At 36.0% G+C, this 19,001-nt stretch carries 19 protein-coding genes; 2 read left to right on the plus strand and 17 right to left on the minus strand.

Features of this window, described 5'->3' with window-relative positions:
* Positions 1-562: 562 nt before the first annotated feature.
* The 3 genes from IGJ55_RS13770 to IGJ55_RS13780 all read right to left on the minus strand — a co-directional run bounded on the left by IGJ55_RS13770 (position 563) and on the right by IGJ55_RS13780 (position 3,145).
* Positions 563-814 (minus strand): TIGR04197 family type VII secretion effector, encoded by a 252-nt coding sequence (locus tag IGJ55_RS13770; protein ID WP_429948750.1) that lies wholly within the window; start codon positions 812-814, stop codon positions 563-565.
* Positions 815-2,081: 1,267 nt separating this feature from the next.
* Positions 2,082-2,387: an integrase core domain-containing protein gene (locus tag IGJ55_RS13775; protein ID WP_069639429.1), complete on the minus strand. Its 306-nt coding sequence runs from the start codon at positions 2,385-2,387 to the stop codon at positions 2,082-2,084.
* Positions 2,388-2,884: 497 nt separating this feature from the next.
* Positions 2,885-3,145, minus strand: a complete 261-nt coding sequence (locus IGJ55_RS13780; RefSeq protein WP_429948748.1) for a transposase — start codon at positions 3,143-3,145, stop codon at positions 2,885-2,887.
* Between the two features lie 157 nt (positions 3,146-3,302).
* Here IGJ55_RS13780 and IGJ55_RS13785 point away from each other — a divergent pair, with 157 nt between their 5' ends.
* Positions 3,303-3,701 carry a pyridoxamine 5'-phosphate oxidase family protein gene (locus IGJ55_RS13785; RefSeq protein WP_069639428.1) on the plus strand — a complete coding sequence of 133 codons (399 nt, stop codon included), beginning with the start codon at positions 3,303-3,305 and terminating at the stop codon, positions 3,699-3,701.
* Between the two features lie 413 nt (positions 3,702-4,114).
* Here IGJ55_RS13785 and IGJ55_RS13790 read toward each other — a convergent pair whose 3' ends face one another.
* From IGJ55_RS13790 to IGJ55_RS13820, 7 genes are all read right to left on the minus strand, one after another.
* On the minus strand, positions 4,115-4,891 hold the full coding sequence (locus tag IGJ55_RS13790) for a hypothetical protein (RefSeq protein ID WP_430606655.1): 777 nt from the start codon (positions 4,889-4,891) through the stop codon (positions 4,115-4,117).
* The gene (locus IGJ55_RS13795; protein WP_069639426.1) at positions 4,881-5,429 is read right to left on the minus strand and encodes a sigma-70 family RNA polymerase sigma factor; all 549 of its coding nucleotides are present in this window, start codon (positions 5,427-5,429) and stop codon (positions 4,881-4,883) included. The genes IGJ55_RS13790 and IGJ55_RS13795 overlap by 11 nt, the downstream gene beginning before the upstream one ends.
* Positions 5,430-5,830: 401 nt before the next feature.
* The gene (locus tag IGJ55_RS13800; RefSeq protein WP_069639425.1) at positions 5,831-7,153 is read right to left on the minus strand and encodes an LPXTG cell wall anchor domain-containing protein; all 1,323 of its coding nucleotides are present in this window, start codon (positions 7,151-7,153) and stop codon (positions 5,831-5,833) included.
* Positions 7,154-7,454: 301 nt separating this feature from the next.
* Positions 7,455-8,300 carry a VOC family protein gene (locus IGJ55_RS13805; protein WP_430606656.1) on the minus strand — a complete coding sequence of 282 codons (846 nt, stop codon included), beginning with the start codon at positions 8,298-8,300 and terminating at the stop codon, positions 7,455-7,457.
* A gap of 25 nt (positions 8,301-8,325) precedes the next feature.
* A complete protein-coding gene (locus tag IGJ55_RS13810) occupies positions 8,326-8,922 on the minus strand; it encodes a nitroreductase family protein (RefSeq protein ID WP_069639423.1) in 597 nt (198 codons plus the stop codon).
* A gap of 163 nt (positions 8,923-9,085) precedes the next feature.
* Positions 9,086-9,451 carry a DUF1304 domain-containing protein gene (locus IGJ55_RS13815; protein WP_069639422.1) on the minus strand — a complete coding sequence of 122 codons (366 nt, stop codon included), beginning with the start codon at positions 9,449-9,451 and terminating at the stop codon, positions 9,086-9,088.
* A gap of 10 nt (positions 9,452-9,461) precedes the next feature.
* Positions 9,462-10,100: a nitroreductase family protein gene (locus IGJ55_RS13820; protein WP_069639421.1), complete on the minus strand. Its 639-nt coding sequence runs from the start codon at positions 10,098-10,100 to the stop codon at positions 9,462-9,464.
* Positions 10,101-10,212: 112 nt separating this feature from the next.
* Between IGJ55_RS13820 and IGJ55_RS13825 the strand changes: the two genes are divergently transcribed.
* Positions 10,213-10,512, plus strand: coding sequence for an ArsR/SmtB family transcription factor (locus IGJ55_RS13825; protein ID WP_239574219.1), 300 nt, complete (start codon positions 10,213-10,215; stop codon positions 10,510-10,512).
* 34 nt (positions 10,513-10,546) lie between these two features.
* Here IGJ55_RS13825 and IGJ55_RS13830 read toward each other — a convergent pair whose 3' ends face one another.
* The 7 genes from IGJ55_RS13830 to IGJ55_RS13860 form a co-directional block, all read right to left on the minus strand.
* Entirely contained in the window at positions 10,547-11,488 is a 942-nt protein-coding gene (locus IGJ55_RS13830) for an NADP-dependent oxidoreductase (protein ID WP_207120860.1), read from the minus strand.
* A gap of 132 nt (positions 11,489-11,620) precedes the next feature.
* Entirely contained in the window at positions 11,621-12,904 is a 1,284-nt protein-coding gene (locus tag IGJ55_RS13835) for an ABC transporter permease (RefSeq protein WP_069639418.1), read from the minus strand.
* Entirely contained in the window at positions 12,905-13,585 is a 681-nt protein-coding gene (locus IGJ55_RS13840) for an ABC transporter ATP-binding protein (protein WP_207120862.1), read from the minus strand. It abuts the gene before it with no gap.
* A gap of 245 nt (positions 13,586-13,830) precedes the next feature.
* Positions 13,831-14,949, minus strand: a complete 1,119-nt coding sequence (locus IGJ55_RS13845; protein WP_430608169.1) for a glycerate kinase — start codon at positions 14,947-14,949, stop codon at positions 13,831-13,833.
* 153 nt (positions 14,950-15,102) lie between these two features.
* The gene (locus IGJ55_RS13850) at positions 15,103-15,789 is read right to left on the minus strand and encodes a response regulator transcription factor (protein WP_430606657.1); all 687 of its coding nucleotides are present in this window, start codon (positions 15,787-15,789) and stop codon (positions 15,103-15,105) included.
* The gene (locus IGJ55_RS13855; RefSeq protein WP_430606658.1) at positions 15,774-18,449 is read right to left on the minus strand and encodes a DUF4118 domain-containing protein; all 2,676 of its coding nucleotides are present in this window, start codon (positions 18,447-18,449) and stop codon (positions 15,774-15,776) included. The genes IGJ55_RS13850 and IGJ55_RS13855 overlap by 16 nt, the downstream gene beginning before the upstream one ends.
* 15 nt (positions 18,450-18,464) lie before the next feature.
* Complete coding sequence (locus tag IGJ55_RS13860) at positions 18,465-18,995, minus strand: potassium-transporting ATPase subunit C (protein WP_430606659.1); 531 nt, start codon at positions 18,993-18,995, stop codon at positions 18,465-18,467.
* Positions 18,996-19,001: the final 6 nt, after the last annotated feature.

Genomic DNA, 19,001 nt, shown 5'->3' on the forward strand with positions numbered 1-19,001 from the left:
CTGTTGCAACTGTCTTTAGACATCTAATCCATTCAGTTCGTTGTAATACATTGTGTTTATTCGTACTTTTTAAAGTTTTTCTACTGATTAATACTCCAGAATAGAAACTTATTGATAGGGTGATTATTGATGTTAAAAGATTTTCTATATTCAAAAAAAAATCCCTTTCAAACTGGTTGCGTCAAGGATTATGTGTAAATGGAATATCGATTCCAACGTTTTTGAGACCCACACTTTTAAGTGATATCGTTGCAGCTACATAATGTTACTACCATACTCTATTTTATGCTTTTTGTAATTATTAATTAGATGAAAATAATCACTTAAAAATTTGTCACTTAATTTCCAGCATCCACAAAATAGTATTTATCTTCTTTTGATGATAAATTTGTGTAAATCGGTAATTTCTTAAACTCATCAGCTAAGTAAAATTTAAACAATTTTATATCATCATTGAATCCTTGCGCTTTTTTATTCTCTCGTTATGCTTCTTGAAGTTCCTCCAATTGATTATTGAAACGATATTTTTTATCGTCAAAGAGTTGTTGTGCTGTTAATTTCATTATCTCAACCCTCCAAAAGAAAGAGTCGGTAACTGAGCAATTTTTTGATCAATCTGTTCAAACTCTTTGGCGACAGAATGAATGTTGTCCCCTGCTTGTACAACACTGTTAGAGATCCCTTTTAGACTGGATTGAAAGGTTGAAAAACTCTGTATTGCTGCACTCTTTCCTGCAACATTGGTTTGTCCTGAACTAACAGAGACAGAAATTCTATTTAATACGCTTGCAGATTGGCTGAATGAAGCTGACACGCCCCTGCTACACTGGTTGTGCTATTAATAAACAACTATAGCCATCCTTTTGTAAAATACAGTTTGCTATCATTAGTTTAAATGATTGTAACTAAAAAGGGAAGACTCTTTGATATTATAGAATGAAGATAAGCACCTCGACGGGAACTCTAATTATTTGTAAAATATCCATTCCCAATAACGAATGTTTTTGGTATAGGTACATTTAAGAGAATCTGACACAATCATATTGTGTCAGATTTTACTATATACTTTTTTATTAACTTTAGAATGATACTTCGTAATAGTCCAAAGCTACAATAAATCCTTTTGCATCTAAATACTCATAAATATCCTTTACTTGATCCTCAGATATATGAAGCTTTATAATTCTTTCATTAATTGTGTGATATAAGTTCGTACATTCAACAACTATGTTAATTGTATGTATGCTAATTAAGCAAACAGTTTATCATAAATACTAAAAAGCTAATTATTTCCAACTCAAAAGAAAATAATATATACTATTTTTGTAAGTCAATTTATTTTTTGGGTCATGAACTCATTTGGGAGATTTTGCAGGTTCAACTCCTGCTTGGCCCTTATCTCTTGATTAGGTAGCTAAACAATTCTGTACTATCTGATTTTAGCGGAATAGTACTACAGTCTTCTTTGGTAATTAATTAGGCTCTATAATATATCACTCTTTCCTTAACCTAAAATCAATGCTTTTGGTATGGACACTTTTAAAAGAAACTGATACTGTAAAATATGTCAGTTTCTTTTATATTGATATTTGTGATTGTAACCTTTGATAGTCTACTGACATGATTCATGCAGCTATAATTTATCCGATTGATACTTTTGAGTGTCGATAGTATCGTTTGCAAGAAAAAAGCCTGGAACGTAACTCAAAAAATTATATTTCAGGCTCTCTTACTCTCATTTTATTTACATTAGGGAAGATCAATTAACTACTTTGATGAAATACTATCTATTTTCTCACTATTTTTTGTAAAACTTTCTTTTGCTTTATCTCCCCGAGAACCTTTTAGTGAATTTGGATCTAAGTCAATATCTTGGACACATTGTGGGAGACTTTTTTGAAAAATGTCACTTCGAGAGTGTACCATCGTTTCCCATAACCCTCAAACTCAAATGCATGACCGTTGTGGGAAGCGATGGCGAATGATACTCATGATTTTTTCGCAAAAAAAAATGGTAAGTGTAAAAGAATTAAGCGACTTTTTGAGCACGTTCCTTCATTTTTTGTGGCGTCACCGTGAATTCATTTGCGATTATAAAAGCCTTCTATATATTGAAATAATTTTGTCGAGGCTTTCTCAAAAGTTTGATAATATGTTTGATAGACTTCTTCTTTTTTCAGCGTAGCGTGAAATGATTCTATGCTTGCGTTATCATAGGGACAGCCTTCCCCACTAAATGAATGACGGATTTCCAATTCACCCAAGTGTGCCCCATAAGGGTCATTCGTGTATTGGCTGCCTATATCTGAATGAAGGATCAAGTCTTTTGTCACTTTTTGCGTCAGGATAACTTTGTCTAAGTTTTCTAAAAATGATTCCGTTTTCATTAATTTACCAAATGACCAAGCGATGATTTCTTAAAATGCAAATCTTGAAATGATGATAAATAGCACCAACCATCTTTTACGTGTGAATATAAGTGATATCTGTTACCCATTTTTGATTTAAACCTGTGGTTGAAAAATTACGTTTGAGAAGATTGTCACGTTCTTGAATAAGCTCGGCTGCTTTTGAAGGGCCAGACTGCTATATTTTGATAATAATCGATTGAATAAAGAATTGTCTCATTAAATTTCAAACTCGTTTTAAGCTGATCTTAATCTTTAGTTTGACAAGCTCCTTGTGAATTTTGGAAGCACCGTATCAGCGCCTAGAATCTAAATATATTTTTAGAGTTCTGTCGCTCAAGTCTTTATTTTCTTTTGCTCGATTCGATTCGGGTGAGTCGCCCATAATAGCTTGAGCGGGGAGTTCAAATAACTGGCAAGCTCTCGAAACATTTACCTCGCTTGATAAATGATGAATCGTTTCAAAAAGTGTCTTATCATTTATTTTTTGCGAATATGATTAAGACCTTTTTTAGGATGTTATTGTCTTCCTTAAGCTGAGCCATTTCTTTTTTCAACTTAAGAAATCCAGCCTCCGTAACGTCAGAATAGTCATTTGGAGTATAAAAATTAATCCATTTGTAAAAAGTTTGTGGTACCATCCCATATTCGTTTGCTAATTGTTCAACTGAGCTACCTGCGTGATAGAGGTCAACAATTGTTTGTTTGAATTCATCAGTAAATCGTTGCTTTGCCATGTGAGACACGTCCTTTTCTCCTTAGGTATAATTTTACTAAATCGTATCCTTGATTTCATCCTAGCATCAATAAATTAAAAATATCTTTTAATTTATATAGGGTCTTTTTTCCCCTTTTTTTCTATGTTAAAATCATGATTCATATGGAGGGGAAACTATGGTAACTGCAGAAACTATTTTAGAACGTACACACGCATATGCTATTTCAACAATTAACGAAAATGGATTTCCAAAAACGTTGATTTTGCAATCGATTATGAGTCGATTCAGTTTTGTAACCTTGTATTTTTATTTAGATAAAAATACTGATATTGTCAAAGATATACAAGCCAATCCAAAAGCGACAATAGCTTGTTATGCTGAATTTGATGCTGGATACGTCACAACGCTTAACTTAAAAGGAACATTCACACTGGTTGAACTAGATGATATTACGAATTTATCGGAAGATTATAAGAGATATGATTCTAACTTGAGCTATGAGAATCCGTGTATTTTATTATTTGAAACACTAAGTTTTGATATAGAAAGATTAAAAAAGTATAGGGGCACATAAGGGTCTATACTTTCTGATGTTGGTGAGGAATTATCGACATCTTTTTTTATATAAAGTATCAGAAGGTCATCCAAATCAGAGGAAGTTCCAACAGCACTATTCCTTAAAGTACCATCATTATTTTTGTCCAAAATTGCATCAATCAACGGATTGGGTCTATCATTCACAATCAAATCCAGCATAATTCTACTTAGTTATTATTTCAAAAAATAAAGATAAATAGTTTCATCTAAATATTGGATAAAAAATAATTTTTAGGATCCGCCAGCAAACTTCACCCTTTCTAATTTTTGATATTAAACCTCTTAATAAAAATTACACAACAAAATCTTCTGTTTTACATCATTCGTTTCTCTTACTTCTAAAAAGTCCTATAAACTTAATCTAGGTTAAAATTATTCACCTCATCCTTATTAATTCGGAACTATTTCTACAGCTTGTAAAATGAGTTGTCGGTCTTTTTTATGATCAAAATCATCGTGGGGAAACATTACTAGTAATCCATCCACTATCCTCAACTCCATATATGTTGGATCTGATTGTCTTTTCGAAGAGAATAACACTTGTTGCTCTAATATATTTCCTTGAATTTTATAAAGATGTTTATCTAACTCTTTATAGCTTTCAATCGGTTCATTCTTATCATCATAATATATAGTATCTGCTTCCGAGATTTCTTGACCCGTTCTGATATCTACAAATGACAGCAATAGCTCATTTGCGTTGAAGCGATGAATTACAACTTTTGAATCAACAATATCCATGAAGGGCTCACCTGAAATTGAATTCATTAAAGGTGCCCAGGCATGTGTCATTAACAATTGTTGCGTCACTTCAGTCCCCTCGATAAGCTTAATCGGCTTTATTGTCTCAGTACTTTCAGGGGCATGATTCGGTGTCTTGATGGTTACAGGTGCTGTTTCTTTGGTTTCCCCAGGTTCGACTTTCGTTAATTTCGCACCCAAAATAGCTGGAATATTGGCTAGTGCATCTACCATCGGTGTATGAATGATAATAATCATCGCTATAGCGGCTAGTGCAACGATTGGTATGAAGGGATAGATTCTTATTTTTGTGCTACTTTTTTTTCCTAAGCGGATACCTTCTTCTATTGCTTGATATGTTTTATCTTTTGGAACCTGGATGGTTGAATTGATTTTAGTTATCACTTTTTTAGAATTATCTTTCAAAATAGTCGCCTCCTAAAATTGATTTCAATTTTTGCTTTCCTCTAAATAAATTCGTTTTTACAGTTCCCACTGGCACGTTTAAAATGTGACTGATTTCCTGAATCGATAAATCTTGGTAATAAAAAAGCTGCAAAACTTCCGTATATTTTTTATCAATTTTTTTGAAAGAATGAATTAAATCTAGCTCCTGTTCTAATTCATGTTTATTGTCCCCATTGATAATATCTTCTGAATAGTCTTCAATATTTACTTGCTTCACACTATTTGCTTTTTTTGCTAGTTTAGTTGCAACTCGTATCAATATTCGAATATACCATGTATAAAAATACTGCTCACTTTTTAATTTGGCTATTCCTTTGTATGCTTCGATCGTTGCTTCTTGAATAATATCAAGGATGTCTTGTTCAGAACTTGCATAATGATATGCGGTTCGATAAATATATTCATATTGTTCTTTCAAAAGTTTCTCAAATGCTGAATCATCCCCTTTTTTAGCTTTTTTCACTAAAGTTATTGTTTCAGTTGTCATTTTTACCATTCAATACGCTCCCTTCACTTTATTAGTGTATAAAACAAAGTCGGAAGTTTCACTTTATTTCATTATTTTATCTATGTATGCTCTGTTGCTTATGTTATATTGAGTCTGACTAAATTAAGAGTACTCATTTTATAGTGATCTGGTAAGAATCCCACTTCTCAAAATTATAGCTCTGCAGCCGTTCAACATACTTATTCAAAATATCAACCAGCTACTTATAAGTCTAGTAAACTTCTTAGATTCCTCATAGCTGCTATAAATTAGTTTGTCGTGCCATTTTGTACTTAACTGAAAACTTTAATTTTTTAGCTTTATAGGGTAGACAAAATAAAGAAGAATCATAGAGTACCTGATTCTCCTTTATATTTTCTATTTTGACCAATACACAACATTCTAGTATATTATAGACGATCTTTTCGTTTGAAAAATAGTAGGCTTGAAAGTAGCAACAGTCCAAACGTAAATAAGTGACTACTATTCTGTTCTCCCGTTTCAGGTAACCGATTAGCTGACAATGGGTTAGTGACGGTTTCACCTGCATTTTTTTGTTCTACTTTAGCTGTATTTAAGGATTGATATACAGGTTTTATGCTTGTGTTGTTCGCGGTTAGCTTCTTCGTTTTTGTTTCTGCTTGTGGTTCAATTACAACAGGTGCTTCATACGTATACTCAAATAATGCACCATATCCACGAATCGCTTCTCTTAGCTCATGAAAAGTAATAGTAAAATTGGAGGTTTTGTTGTAAGTATATGTCAACCAATATTTATTATCTTTCAACTCATCATCTGCATCTTGTCCAATATAATCCCCTACACTAATGTAACCGTCATTATTTTTATAATAGAGAACGTTGTCTTTACTTGCGTAGAAATTTTTAATATTTGCATTATTATAAATATCTAAGTATTGATTATTGTCAATATCAGTAAAATTGAAAAATCCGGAAACTTGGGCTTGTAAACCAGTTAAATGATCCAAGAAATAGTAATTTGCCTTTAGATCTGACAGACCATACATAAAAATCCCAGTACTCTGTGGACCAATTGTAAGTCTAGGGTTCCAGCCAGCGTTATTGAATACTTGCATAAACGTCCAATCATCAAAAGAAATTTTTAAATCAATAACTTTGCCATCATAAGTCCCGACATTTTTATAGGTAACTGTGACTTTTCCCTTGCTATTTTCTTTCAAATAAAAGATATATTTCCCATCTGCAGTAACATGGTTTCCCTCAACAACTACTTGTGTTTTATCTGTAATTTGAGGCATGAAAGCATAATCTGAGGTAACTTTAGAATTTTCGATGTCCGTTATTGTATTTTCTTTATCTACTAATTTTCCATCATAATCAGGAATTGGTATCCCAAGTTCTGGCGAAATTGCATATGCTTGTGGTGTTGCTTTCACTTCGTTAGTAACTGCGGCAGCTTCATTTACAGTTTCTTGTTCAGTTCCTGATGTTTTTGTTTCTTCAACCTTGGCATCTTCCTGTTCATTTTCTTGATCTACTATTTCTGTTTGCGCATTTTCACTTTCTGAATCTAAAAGTTCTGTATCTGTCGTTTCTTGTTCAATAAGTTCTACTTCAATTCCGTTTGTTTCCGAAGAAATATCCGAAATTGTATTATTATCCTCTACATGAACTTCTTCCCCATTAGCCGTCATTGGAATGCTCGAAGCCAATAGGACACCAACTGTTAATAAATGAATATACTTTTTCACCCTTAAATCCCTCCCATTTTTTATTCTAACTCATTATTACTAAAAATCAGTAATAACTCACTTATTGAAGTTTACCATAATAATTTACGATAATTTTTCATTTTAATTGTTATTATTTAAAAAAAATGAGAATATAGCTCTTTAAATGAGATATTTATGAGTTCAGCTAGGCTTTTTCGCTTTCAATAGATTTTATGACTCACAACTGTGAACATACTTTTCCTTCCAGTCTATCAAATCTAAAGTCTGCTCAAATAAAAAAAAGCCAACCTCAGCAATGAAGTTGACCTTTTATCTTATATTAGTATTCAAATTTGATCTGCATGCCGTTCGGATCTTGAATCGTTAGTTGTTCATTTTCATAGACATAAGCAATAGCTTGTTCGTTGAGTCGGTCGAGCAACGCATCTAGTGCCTCTTTAGACGGCAACTGAAATGTGTACCAAGCTAATCCTAACTGGTTTTCACTGATCAAAGCGTCATTGCGGCTATTCCAAGTATTCGTTCCAATATGATGATGATAGTCACCAGCAGCGAAAAATTTAGCACGTCCGCCAAAATTAGATTTTAAAGAGAACCCAAGTTGTTCGTAGAATTTCTCCGTCACAGCTAAATCAGCTACCTGTAAATGAACATGGCCGATTCGTGATCCTGGTGCTAGTCCTAGCCATTGTCCATCAGACACAGCAACAACAGCATCCCCATCGAGCTCTTCAGTTACACCGATGATTTCTCCATTTGCACGAATATCCCACTCCGTTTTTGGTTTATCACGATAGATCTCGATCCCGTTACCTTCTGGATCTGTCAGATAGATCGCTTCACTATATCCGTGATCCGCAGCACCAATTTCAATATTATTTTGCAGCAACCACACTAAACTATTGCCTAAATCTTTGCGAGAAGGTAAGAGAAAAGCGGTGTGGTACAAGCCAGTCGTATTATTTTTCACGATAGGATCAATAAGTTCCTCTAGAATCATCATGGTTTCCGAAGAAGCTTGTGCACCTAAGAAAGTGGTGTTTTCCGTTTTATTTAGTAAAACAAGCCCAATCATTTTTGTATAAAAATCTGTCATTGCCTGTAAATTTTTAACTTTTAATTTTACTTGCTTTACGATTGTTTCTTCAGGTAATCTGCCCACCATACTTTTCTCCCCCATTTGCTCGTTATTAGTTAAATTCTAAGAAACGTGCGCTATCTTCCATGTATTCTTTTTCACCAGCAGGAGCTTCGATCGAACCGAAAACCAGTTGCGCTCTTAATTTCCATTGGCTTGGAATAGACCATTCTTTAGCTACCGCTTCATCAATTACTGGGTTGTAATGTTGTAAGTTTGCTCCAATATTTTCTTGTGCCAAGGCAGTCCAAACATTGGCTTGCGTTAAACCACTTGCTTGTTCTGACCAAACAGGAAAATTGTCTGCATATAATTCAAATTGTTCTTGTAGATTTTTTACGATATCCATATCTTCAAAGAATAGCAATGTTCCATATCCTGCTGCAAAGCTTTGCAATTTAGCTTGTGTATTTGGAAACGCTTCTGCAGGTGTTAAAGGTTTCAACGCTTCTTCTGTCATTGACCATAATTTTTTGTGTGCGTCGCCGAATAAGAAAACCACACGTTGTGTTTGTGAGTTAAAAGAAGTTGGACTTTCTCTAACGATCTCTTTTACTAAAGCGGTGATTTCTTCTTGTGATTGTGGTAGATTATCTCCTAAAGCGTAGATTGAACGGCGTTTTTTTAATGCTTGCATAAATTCTGTCATGTATAGTGCTCCTTTTCGTTTTCAATTGATTTTTAGATTACTGGTATAGTATATATCCTTACCAAAAGTAAGTAAAGTATTTAGACTTACTTTTTATAAGTTTTTTTCAGAATACAAAAAAAAGCCTAAGACAATGATTTTCTTGTCTTAAACTTTTCTTCATTTATCTAAAAATTAAAAGTGCTATGAACGTAATAATTGCTGGCACCCCTTGTTTTATCAAAATTGATTTAGAAGAAGTTAAGCCTCCATATACTGCGGCAACAATCACACAAATGATAAAAAACAGCACAACGCTCCAACTATTTGAAGCAAAAAATAGCCCCCATAAAATTCCAGTTGCTAAAAAGCCATTGTATAGTCCTTGATTCTTAAATAACGTTTGCACTCTTGGATCATCCAAAAATTCCTTATCCAGACCAAAGCTACGCTGCGCACTTGTAGACGTAGTTTGAAACATTTCTAAATATAAAATGTAATAATGTTCAACTGCAACGATCATAGCTAAAATTAACGGAATGATATGCATGAGGTGCCTCCTACTTCCAAGTTGTGATATCAGCAGCAGGTAATCGGTATGAAGGGTAACCTTCTTCGTTCGCTTTCCCAATCGAAACGATCATCACAGGGTAATAACGTTCTTTATCCATATCCAATGCCTCCGCAATTTTCTCACGTTCGAATCCACCGATAGGGTTAGTATCGTAGCCATATGCACGAGCAACTAACATTAAGTTCATCCCAGCTAAAGCGCCATCGATAATCGCCATTTCTTTTTTATCTTCTGTCGCCATTTGTTCAAACAACGGACTTAACACTTCTAATTGACGATCTTTCACTTCTTGCGGCATCAAGTTTTGTTCAACAGCCGTTCCATAAATTTTTTCTGCATGTTCAAAACTATTCAGATCACCAAAAATCACGATCATCGCAGCAGATGTTTCATTTTGAACTTTATTAAAACGAACTAACGGCGCTAAAGCTGATTTCCCTTCATCGCTTGCAACTACCGCAAAACGCCATGGCTGCATATTGACCGATGACGGAGCTTTAACAGTATCATTGATGATTTGCGTCATTTCTTCCTGACTGATTTTAACAGTTGGGTCATAATTACGAATTGATCTTCTTTCGTTCATGATTTTTGAAAAATCATTTACTTTATATGTGTTAGACATGTTCGGTTCATACCTCTCTTTAGTTCGATTTTTTTCGAACATTAAATATAGCACGCTCTCTTACATATGTAAAGTAGAATGTTTGTGTTATAATCTGTTTATGAAAAATAAAATGAGCGATACCAACGATGATCCTGTTCTTCAAGCATTACAAGCTGTTAGTGATCCGATCCGTTTAAATATCCTTACATGCCTGTTACGTGATGGAGAGAAACGCATTACTTCTGAAAAATATAATATTGTAAAATCAACTCTTTCTCATCATGTCAAACTACTTAAGGATGCTTATTTGATTCAAGAGATCAAAACTGGCACCACTAAAACCTATGTTTTGAATCATGACTACATCCAGCAAGAATTACCTGGCTTGTTAGAACTAATTCACTTTAGAGCAAGTAAATCAACGAAATAGACCATCCTCATCATGTTGAGGATGGTCTATTTACTTAATCAGCCATCTTAATAACGATTTTACCTACGGCATGATGCGTTTCGCTTAAGGCATGGGCATCAAAAATTCCTTGTCTAGAAAAGGGAAACACTTCGCCAATCACCGAAACTACTTTTTTAGCGGCCATCAGATCGGCAATGTTTTGCAATTGCTTGCCATCGGGTTGTAGCCAGATGCTTTCCGCTTTGATATTTTTTTCTTTTGCTAAGTCTTCGCTTTCGATGCCAACAATTGAAATCAAGCGACCGGTATTTTGTTTGAGGACAGAAACGCTTGATTTTTGTACATCTCCACCCATTGTATCAAACACTAGATCAATATCTGTCAGTACTTCTGCAAAATTAGTCGTATGATAATCAATCACTTCATCCGCGCCAAGTTTCTCTAATAGTTCATGATTTTTTTTGCTGGCTGTTGTGATCACATAAGCTCCTGCTTGTTTTGCTAGTTGGATCGCATAGGTTCCAACTCCACCTGCACCAGCATGAATCAAAACTTTCTCTCCTTTTTGAAGATTCCCATGGTCAAAAAGTGCTTGCCAAGCTGTCAAACCTGCTAAAGGAACTGCAGCTGCTTCTTCAAAAGTTACATTCTCAGGAATTTTTGCTACTAAATGATCATCGACGATCGTCTCTTCAGCATAGGTTCCAAAACGAGTCGTTTCTGGACGAGCAAACACTTGGTCTCCAACCTTCCAATCTGTCACCTGACTACCTACTTCGGTAATCACACCAGCAACATCCCATCCTAAAATGATTGGAAAAGGCCAATCCATCATTTGTTTCAAATAGCCTTCTCTTAATTTCCAGTCAATCGGATTGATTGATGTTGCATGCTCTTTAATCAATACTTGATTTTCTTTTAATTCAGGTAAGATCACATCTTGTTCTGTTAATTCTTCTTTTCCACCGTATTGATTGATGACAACTGCTTTCATATTTATGATTCCTCCGTCTTTTAAGTAAAATGTGAATTTAGTATACTCCTTATTTTTGATTTAAGTAAAAAATATGCTTACAAAAAATAAGAACAAAACGTTAAACGTCTTGTTCTTACTGATTATTTAAGTTTATTCATAACGCAAGGATTCAATTGGATCTAACTTCGCTGCTCTTCTGGCAGGCAAGGTTCCTGCAAGGAACGCAATTCCCATGATTATAAGAATAATTACCGCAGATGAAGAAGCTGAAAATTGAAGCAACGTAAAGCCTGTCAAGGACTTTAAGAATGAATCAGCAGCGATTTGATTGATCAAAGCGCCTGCTCCGACTGCTCCTAAAATACCTAGAAGGGAACCTAAGAATCCAATCAAAGCCGCTTCTACACTGAAGATCGTAAAGACTTTTCCACTGCTTAGTCCCATGGCTTTCATTAAACCAATTTCCCTAGTCCGTTCTTGAACTGACATGTACAAGGTATTGATGATGCCAAAACTTGCTGCTAATAAGGCAATAGCGCCAAACATTGTTAGAACACCTGTGATAGCATTGATTACATTGCGGATCATACCGATTTGGTCTTCAACTGTTTGTCCCATATAACCTGCTTTGTCCAAACGTTCTTTAACGTCAGCGATCTCAGATTTAGTGACATCTTTGCTCATTTCGCCCATGATCAGGCCATATTGACCTTTCATCGTTTCTGGCAAGCCTTCTTCGTTAGCTTTTGAGATTTCATCAACGAGCGCATTATTTAATAAAGACATCCCACCTTGGATCAAGCTAGTGTTACGCACACCAACAATCGTCGCTTCAATTTCTTTCTCTTCTCCTGTTGCTGAAGAGCTTGCACCAATTTTAACGGTTTGACCAATTGCCTCTTCACTAGATTTGTATCCTAGTGATTTGACATATTCTGGTGCTAAATTGATTTGAAACTCTGAACTCTTTTGATCCGCAGCTTTACCTGCGTCAAGGTCCACATTTAAATCTTCTACCATTGGCATTGCTGAAAATACGTATTTTTCATTATTTTTTCCTGAAATATAGCTTGTCGCAACTGATTTCATCGCTTCCGCATTTTTGATTCCTTTGATTTCTTTGATTTTTTCTAAATCTTTGCTATCCAATGCTTCTTGTTGCTGCATCGAGCTTGATTTTTTATCTGCATCATACTTCGCCGGCTCACCGTCTTCACCAAAGCTGCCACTGATTTTAGGTTGGATCATGATTTGATTTTGACCACCAACGCTACCGACTTGTTTATCGATATAATCATTGACCCCAATATTTACACCTGTTGTAAGTGAAATTGTGAATGCTCCGATAAATATGGCAACAATCGTTAAGATCGTACGTCCTTTATTACGCATTAAATTTGAACTAGCTGATTTTAAGATATCACTAAATTTCATTTACTCGTCCCCCCCTATGATCACGCCATCACGAACGTGGATTTGTCGATCACAACGTGCAGCCAGTTCTGGATCATGTGTGACAATGATCAACGTAATGCCTTTTTCTTTATTCAAATCAAATAGTAATTGCTCGATTTTATCCCCTGTAGTCGAGTCTAGATTTCCAGTAGGCTCATCTGCAAAAATGATTTTAGGATTGTTTACCAAGGCACGAGCAATACACACTCGTTGTTTTTGTCCACCTGATAAATTATTGGCCTTATTATTGACTTTATCCTCTAATTCAACCGCTTTGAGTGCTTCTAACGCCATTTCTTTTCGCTTGCTATTTGAAATACCACCAATCTTCAATGGTAACATCACATTATTTAAAACGGTATCTTTAGGATTCATAAAAAATTGCTGAAACACAAACCCAAATTGCTTATTTCTTGTTTTATCTAATTCTTTTTTACTGATACTTGTCACATTTTGATCATTTAATAAAATTTCGCCCGAAGTAGGCTTATCTAATAATGCTAAAATATGCATAAATGTTGATTTTCCCGAACCACTTTTCCCGATAATCGCAACGGATTCTCCTGCTTCGATTTTCAAATCTACGCCTTTTAAGGCATCAAATCTTGATTCGTTACGACCGTAACTTTTTTTGATATTTCTTGCTTCGATTACAGACATGTTATCCCTCCATGGATTCTATTTACTCGCAACTGTTTCCCAGTCATTTTTTTATTTTTGTTCGCCCTTTTTCATTTTACATCCTCCTTTTCTATTCATTTTGAGGGAAGAAATAACTTTTGTCATGGTACTAGAGACCTATATACGGGATGAATCCGCTTACAATAAAAAAACAGTATCAATTTCCCGAAATGGCTAATTGATACTGTTTACCAAACAAATATATAACATATTTTTTGTTTTAATTACTTTACTAACGTCATTAATATACTCGTTCTTCTTACTGCATTATAAAGATTTTTATCCGCATTTTTTAGCGCTTCATCTAGTGTAGTGATTTGATCAATGATTGGAACAATTACCGAAATTCCTTCATTGTAAAATAGTTCAGGTTCACCTTTGACACTTCCAACAAAAGCGATCACAGGTACATTATATTTCTTAGCTATTCGTCCAATTCCTACTGGCACTTTCCCTTGGAGACTCTGGCTATCCATCTTCCCTTCACCAGTGATGACTAAATCAGCGTGCTGGATCATGGTTTCTAAGCCTGTTTGTTCCGAAATAAACTCGAATCCTGAGCAGACGATGCCATCTAAAAATAGTCGGATAGCAAATCCAATGCCACCTGCCGCGCCGTCTCCTTTGAATACATTGTTGGTTGTACCAATAATTTTCTGATAATGGCTCATTTCTTTTTCATAGCTTTCCAACTCGTTTTTGTGCAACCCTTTTTGTTCACCAAACATCTGGACTGCACCGGTTCTCCCAATTAATGGGCTGTCTACATCGGAGGCAATGTAGACAGTCACTGTCGCTAATCTAGGATCTAATTTTTCACTATCGATACGAGTAATTTTCCCCAAGCTACTTCCTATAGGAGGTAGTAGCTGGTTTTTTGCATCAAAAAAGAGAACGCCTAAGGCACTTAGTAATCCGATACCGCCATCAATAGTCCCGGTTCCGCCTAACCCTACAACAATTGTCTCAGCCCCCTGCTCAAGAGCTGCTAACATCATTTCGCCGGTACCATAAGAGGAGGTATTTGAAGGGTGTGTCCGCTTGCTACCATCCAAAAATTGAATGCCCGATGCAGCAGCTGACTCGATTACCGCTAGCTTCTCAGAAGGTAGCCAAGCAAAATCGGCTGTGACGAGTTGGTCATTTAAGGCTCGTACTTGTACTGATATTTTTTGAGCGTCATTGTTTTTAATAACTGCTGCCACTGTTCCTTCTCCTCCATCAGCGATGGCCACTTCTTTGACCGAGTGATCGTTAGCAGTAAAAACATTGGCAATTATTTGATTGGCTTCAATACTTGTTAGTGAACCTTTCATGGAATCGACTGCTGTGACAATTTTCATATTCAACACCCTTTCGTCCGTTAATCGTCCTCACGTTCTTTGCTTTATTTTACCATCCTTTGGCATTTAAGAGAGTCAATAAGAATTAAATCCTATATCAAAAAAATAGGTTAAGAGCAAAACGTCGTCCGCTTTGTCTTAACCTACACTTGACTATTTTTCCAGCATACGGTAACCAATGCCAATTTCTGTCATAATAAACTCGGGCTCAACTGGATTATCTTCGATTTTTTTTCGAATGTTGGACATGTTAACTCTAAGCGTTTGGCTTTCATTGCTATAGGGTCCCCAAACTTTTTGTGAAATATACGTGTGGGTAAGCACTTTGCCGATATTTTCACCTAAAACTTGAATGATCTTATATTCATTTGGAGTTAGATGAATCTCTTTCCCTTGTTTGCTGACTGTATGATGCTCAATATCAATACATAATTCACCATTAATGATTTTTTTTATTTCTGCCTGAGAACCAGCGTTACTTACAGCATGTCTTAATGCCGTTCTGATTCTAGCTAGTAATTCAGGTGTACCAAAAGGTTTGGTAATGTAATCATCTGCGCCCAAATCTAAGGCTTCGACTTTATTGTTTTCGTGATCACGTGCTGAAATAATAATGATCGGTACAGAGGAGGTTTCGCGAATTTTTTTCAACACCTCGATTCCATCTTGATCTGGTAATCCTAAATCAAGTAAAATTAGATCTATTGACCACATTCTAAAAGTCGATAAGCCTTCCAATGCTGAATGAGCTAAATGGATGGTATGTTTTTCTTTTGCTAACACTGCGCCCATAAACTCGGCAATCACATCATCATCTTCAATGATCAAAATTGTTGCCATTCTCTTTGCTCCTTTCGCTCCAATGGTAAGGTGAATGTAAAAATTGCGCCGCCTTGTGCTCTATTTCCAGCATGAAGCGTGCCATCATGAGCTAAAATGATCGTTTTCACAATAGACAAGCCGATGCCCATCCCACTCTTGGAATCAACAGGTGTACTTTGCTTGGTCATGCCATTAAACAATAGTTGCAATTGTTCTGCGGTCAATCCCTTACCTTGGTCAGCGACTTCAAACTTGATAGCTTTTTCAATTAATGAAATCGTTACAAAAATCGGTGACTCGCTGTGGGAATGGCGAATTGCATTTTCCATTAAATTGAATAATACTTGCTCAATCAGGATCGAATCCATTGGCACTAACACAAATTCATCCGGCAAGGTCACCTTGATCTCGCTTTTCGGATAACTTTTCCTGATCCGCTGAATGGCTGTGGACACAACTTCTTCCGCTGCTTCTTTGCTTTTAGCAACTTTCATGGTTTCTTCATTGATCCGAGTGATTGATAATAAATTTTCGACCATTCGGATCAACCAATCTGCGTCGTCTTTGATCCCAATCAAGAGCTTGCGTTTCGTTTCCTCAGCTAACTTGCTTGCGCCATTGTCATCTAAGATCGTTTCAACTGAGCCAGAGATTCCAGTAAGCGGCGTCCGTAAATCATGAGAGATTGCCCGTAATAAGTTGCCACGCATTCGTTCTTTTTCACTTTCAAATAAAATCTGCTGACGCTCTGAGGTCAATTTATTTTGTTCGATCGCTAAAGCCAGTTGAGTCGAAATCAATTCTAAGAAGGTAATGATTTCATCTGTGATCGGATTCTCTTTACTTTTTTCGATCCCAATCACAGCTAGTGTTATTCCGTTAGACAAAACGGGTAAATATAATGCTTTTGCCCCCATTAATGTATCGGTTCCATAACCAGCTTCTTTTTGATTCACAAAAACCCAATTTGCAACCGCTAACTCTTCTAAACTTCTTAATGGTCCTTTAATCGGTGCCCCAATGGGATTTTTGACGTCTTCTTCACCATATAAAAGGACCTCTCTATCCAACATATTCGATAAATAGTCAGCGGTTGTTGCCAATATTTCTTTTTGATCATGTGTCACGAGGTATTTTTTATTCAGTTCATACAAAATTTCTAATTGATGCTCCCGTTTCATTGCATAAAAAGCTTGTTTTTTGATCTGCATCATTAAATTACTCACTAACAATGCCACTAAAAGCATGAAAATCAACGTCACTGGATAGCCTTGTTTATACACAGTCAATGAAAATAATGGTTCCACAAAGAACCAATTAAACATTAGTACACTGGCAATCGAAGCAATAGCGGCCCACAAATACCCTGTTGTAATACGTGCCACAAGCAAAACAAAGAGAATATAAATCAAAATCAGGTTTTGATCCCCAATATGATAATATAATCCTAGTTCAGAAAGCAACGTGGCAACTATGAGTAGGCCTGATGTCATGTAAAAATCTTTCCAAGTGAAAATACTCTGTAACTTTTTTTTCTTTACAGCGTAGTTATTAAGCAAGTATTTATTTGATTGATACGAAACCAAGTGAATATCCACCTCTGGAATAAGAGCCACAAGTTCATCTTCTAAGTCCGGTCGATATAAGCGGAGAAAGCGCGAGCGTTTGATTATTTTGCCCATTACTAAATCTGTAACGCCACGCATTTTCATGTACTGTACGATTGTTTCTCGTTGATTATCACTTTCTAACGTAACAACTTCCCCGCCAAGTTTAGCCGCTAATTTTGAATTATCCGACTCTGAATGTTCAGACATGTCTTCTAAAATTTCTAATGCGATCCACTCGGTTCCTAAGGCTTGCGCTAAACGAGCTGTCCAACGTAGACATTTCTTAGTCATATCAGGATTTTTTTCATCAATGATCGTTAACAGCTTAGAATGGATGCCAGTGTTTTTTTGCGTTTCTTGTTGATTCGTTGTATTGATATGGTCCGATGCTTTGCGAATCGCTAGACCACGTAATAAGGTCAGATTGTCTACTTTAAAAAAGTTAGCCATCGCTTTTTTAGCATTTTCTGAATGATAGATTTTCCCTTGCTTCAGTCGTTCTAACAATTCTTCTGTTTCGATGTCCACCACTTTCAATGCGCTCGTTTCAAAAAAAGTGTCTGGTACCGTTTCAGAAATGTGTACCCCTGTCACTTGTTCAACTATGTCATTTAAGCTTTCGATATGCTGAACATTCACCGTTGTATAGACATCGATCCCAGCCTTTAGCAATTCTTCAATATCTTGATATCTTTTTCTATTTCTAGCACCAATCGCATTCGTATGGGCCAATTCATCCACCAAAATAATCTCCGGTTTTGTTTGTAACGCTGCCTCCACATCAAATTCATTGATCATAATACCTTTATATTCGTATTGTTTGGTAGGCAATACAGGCAAACCCGACACTAATGCTTCTGTTTCTGGGCGGGCGTGTGGCTCTACATAGCCGATCAAAACCGTTTTGCCTTCTGCTTGCTGCTCATGTGCTTCTTTTAGCATCGCATAGGTTTTACCTACTCCTGCCGCATAACCGAAGAAAACCTTCAGTCGTCCAGACCTCAGGTTTTGTTCGGTGTTCTTCCATTTTGCTAATAGTTGTTCTGGATCTAAACGTTGTTCTTCCATTTTTTGCGCCACCTTTTATTCCGACTCATCTAACATATGATTGACGCCTAAAACATTCACGCGTTGTGAATCAACAGGTCCAATTTTAAGTCCAGTGATATTTTGTTTGATTATAGCACGGACTTCGCTATTTTTCATGTTCCTAGCGGCAGCAATCCGTTCAACCTGTATCATCGCGCCTGGAATTGATATTTCAGGATCGACACCACTGGCAGAAGCGGTAACTAACTCAATGGGGACTTCTTTCACATCAGCCTTTTGAACTCGTTTTTCCACACGCTTCTGTTGTTCTTTAGACACGGGAGATAGTTGGCTGACTTGATCGGGACGACCATGTAAATAGTTTGCTCCTGTAAAAGGTTGTCCAATCAATACTGAACCTATTATGCTCGTTTTTCCTGTTTCTTGTTTCTTCATTAAACTACCATTTGCTTGTGTTGGAAATAGTAGTTGACCAACAGCTGTAACAGCTGCGGTATAAAGCACACCGCAGAGTAGGGTGAATAATAGAATACTTTTTAGTGAAGCAATCATTATTTTTTTCATCGTTTT

Source organism: Enterococcus sp. AZ170 (genome assembly GCF_050545135.1).
In the GTDB taxonomy this organism is placed as follows: Bacteria; Bacillota; Bacilli; order Lactobacillales; family Enterococcaceae; genus Enterococcus_L; species Enterococcus_L ureilyticus.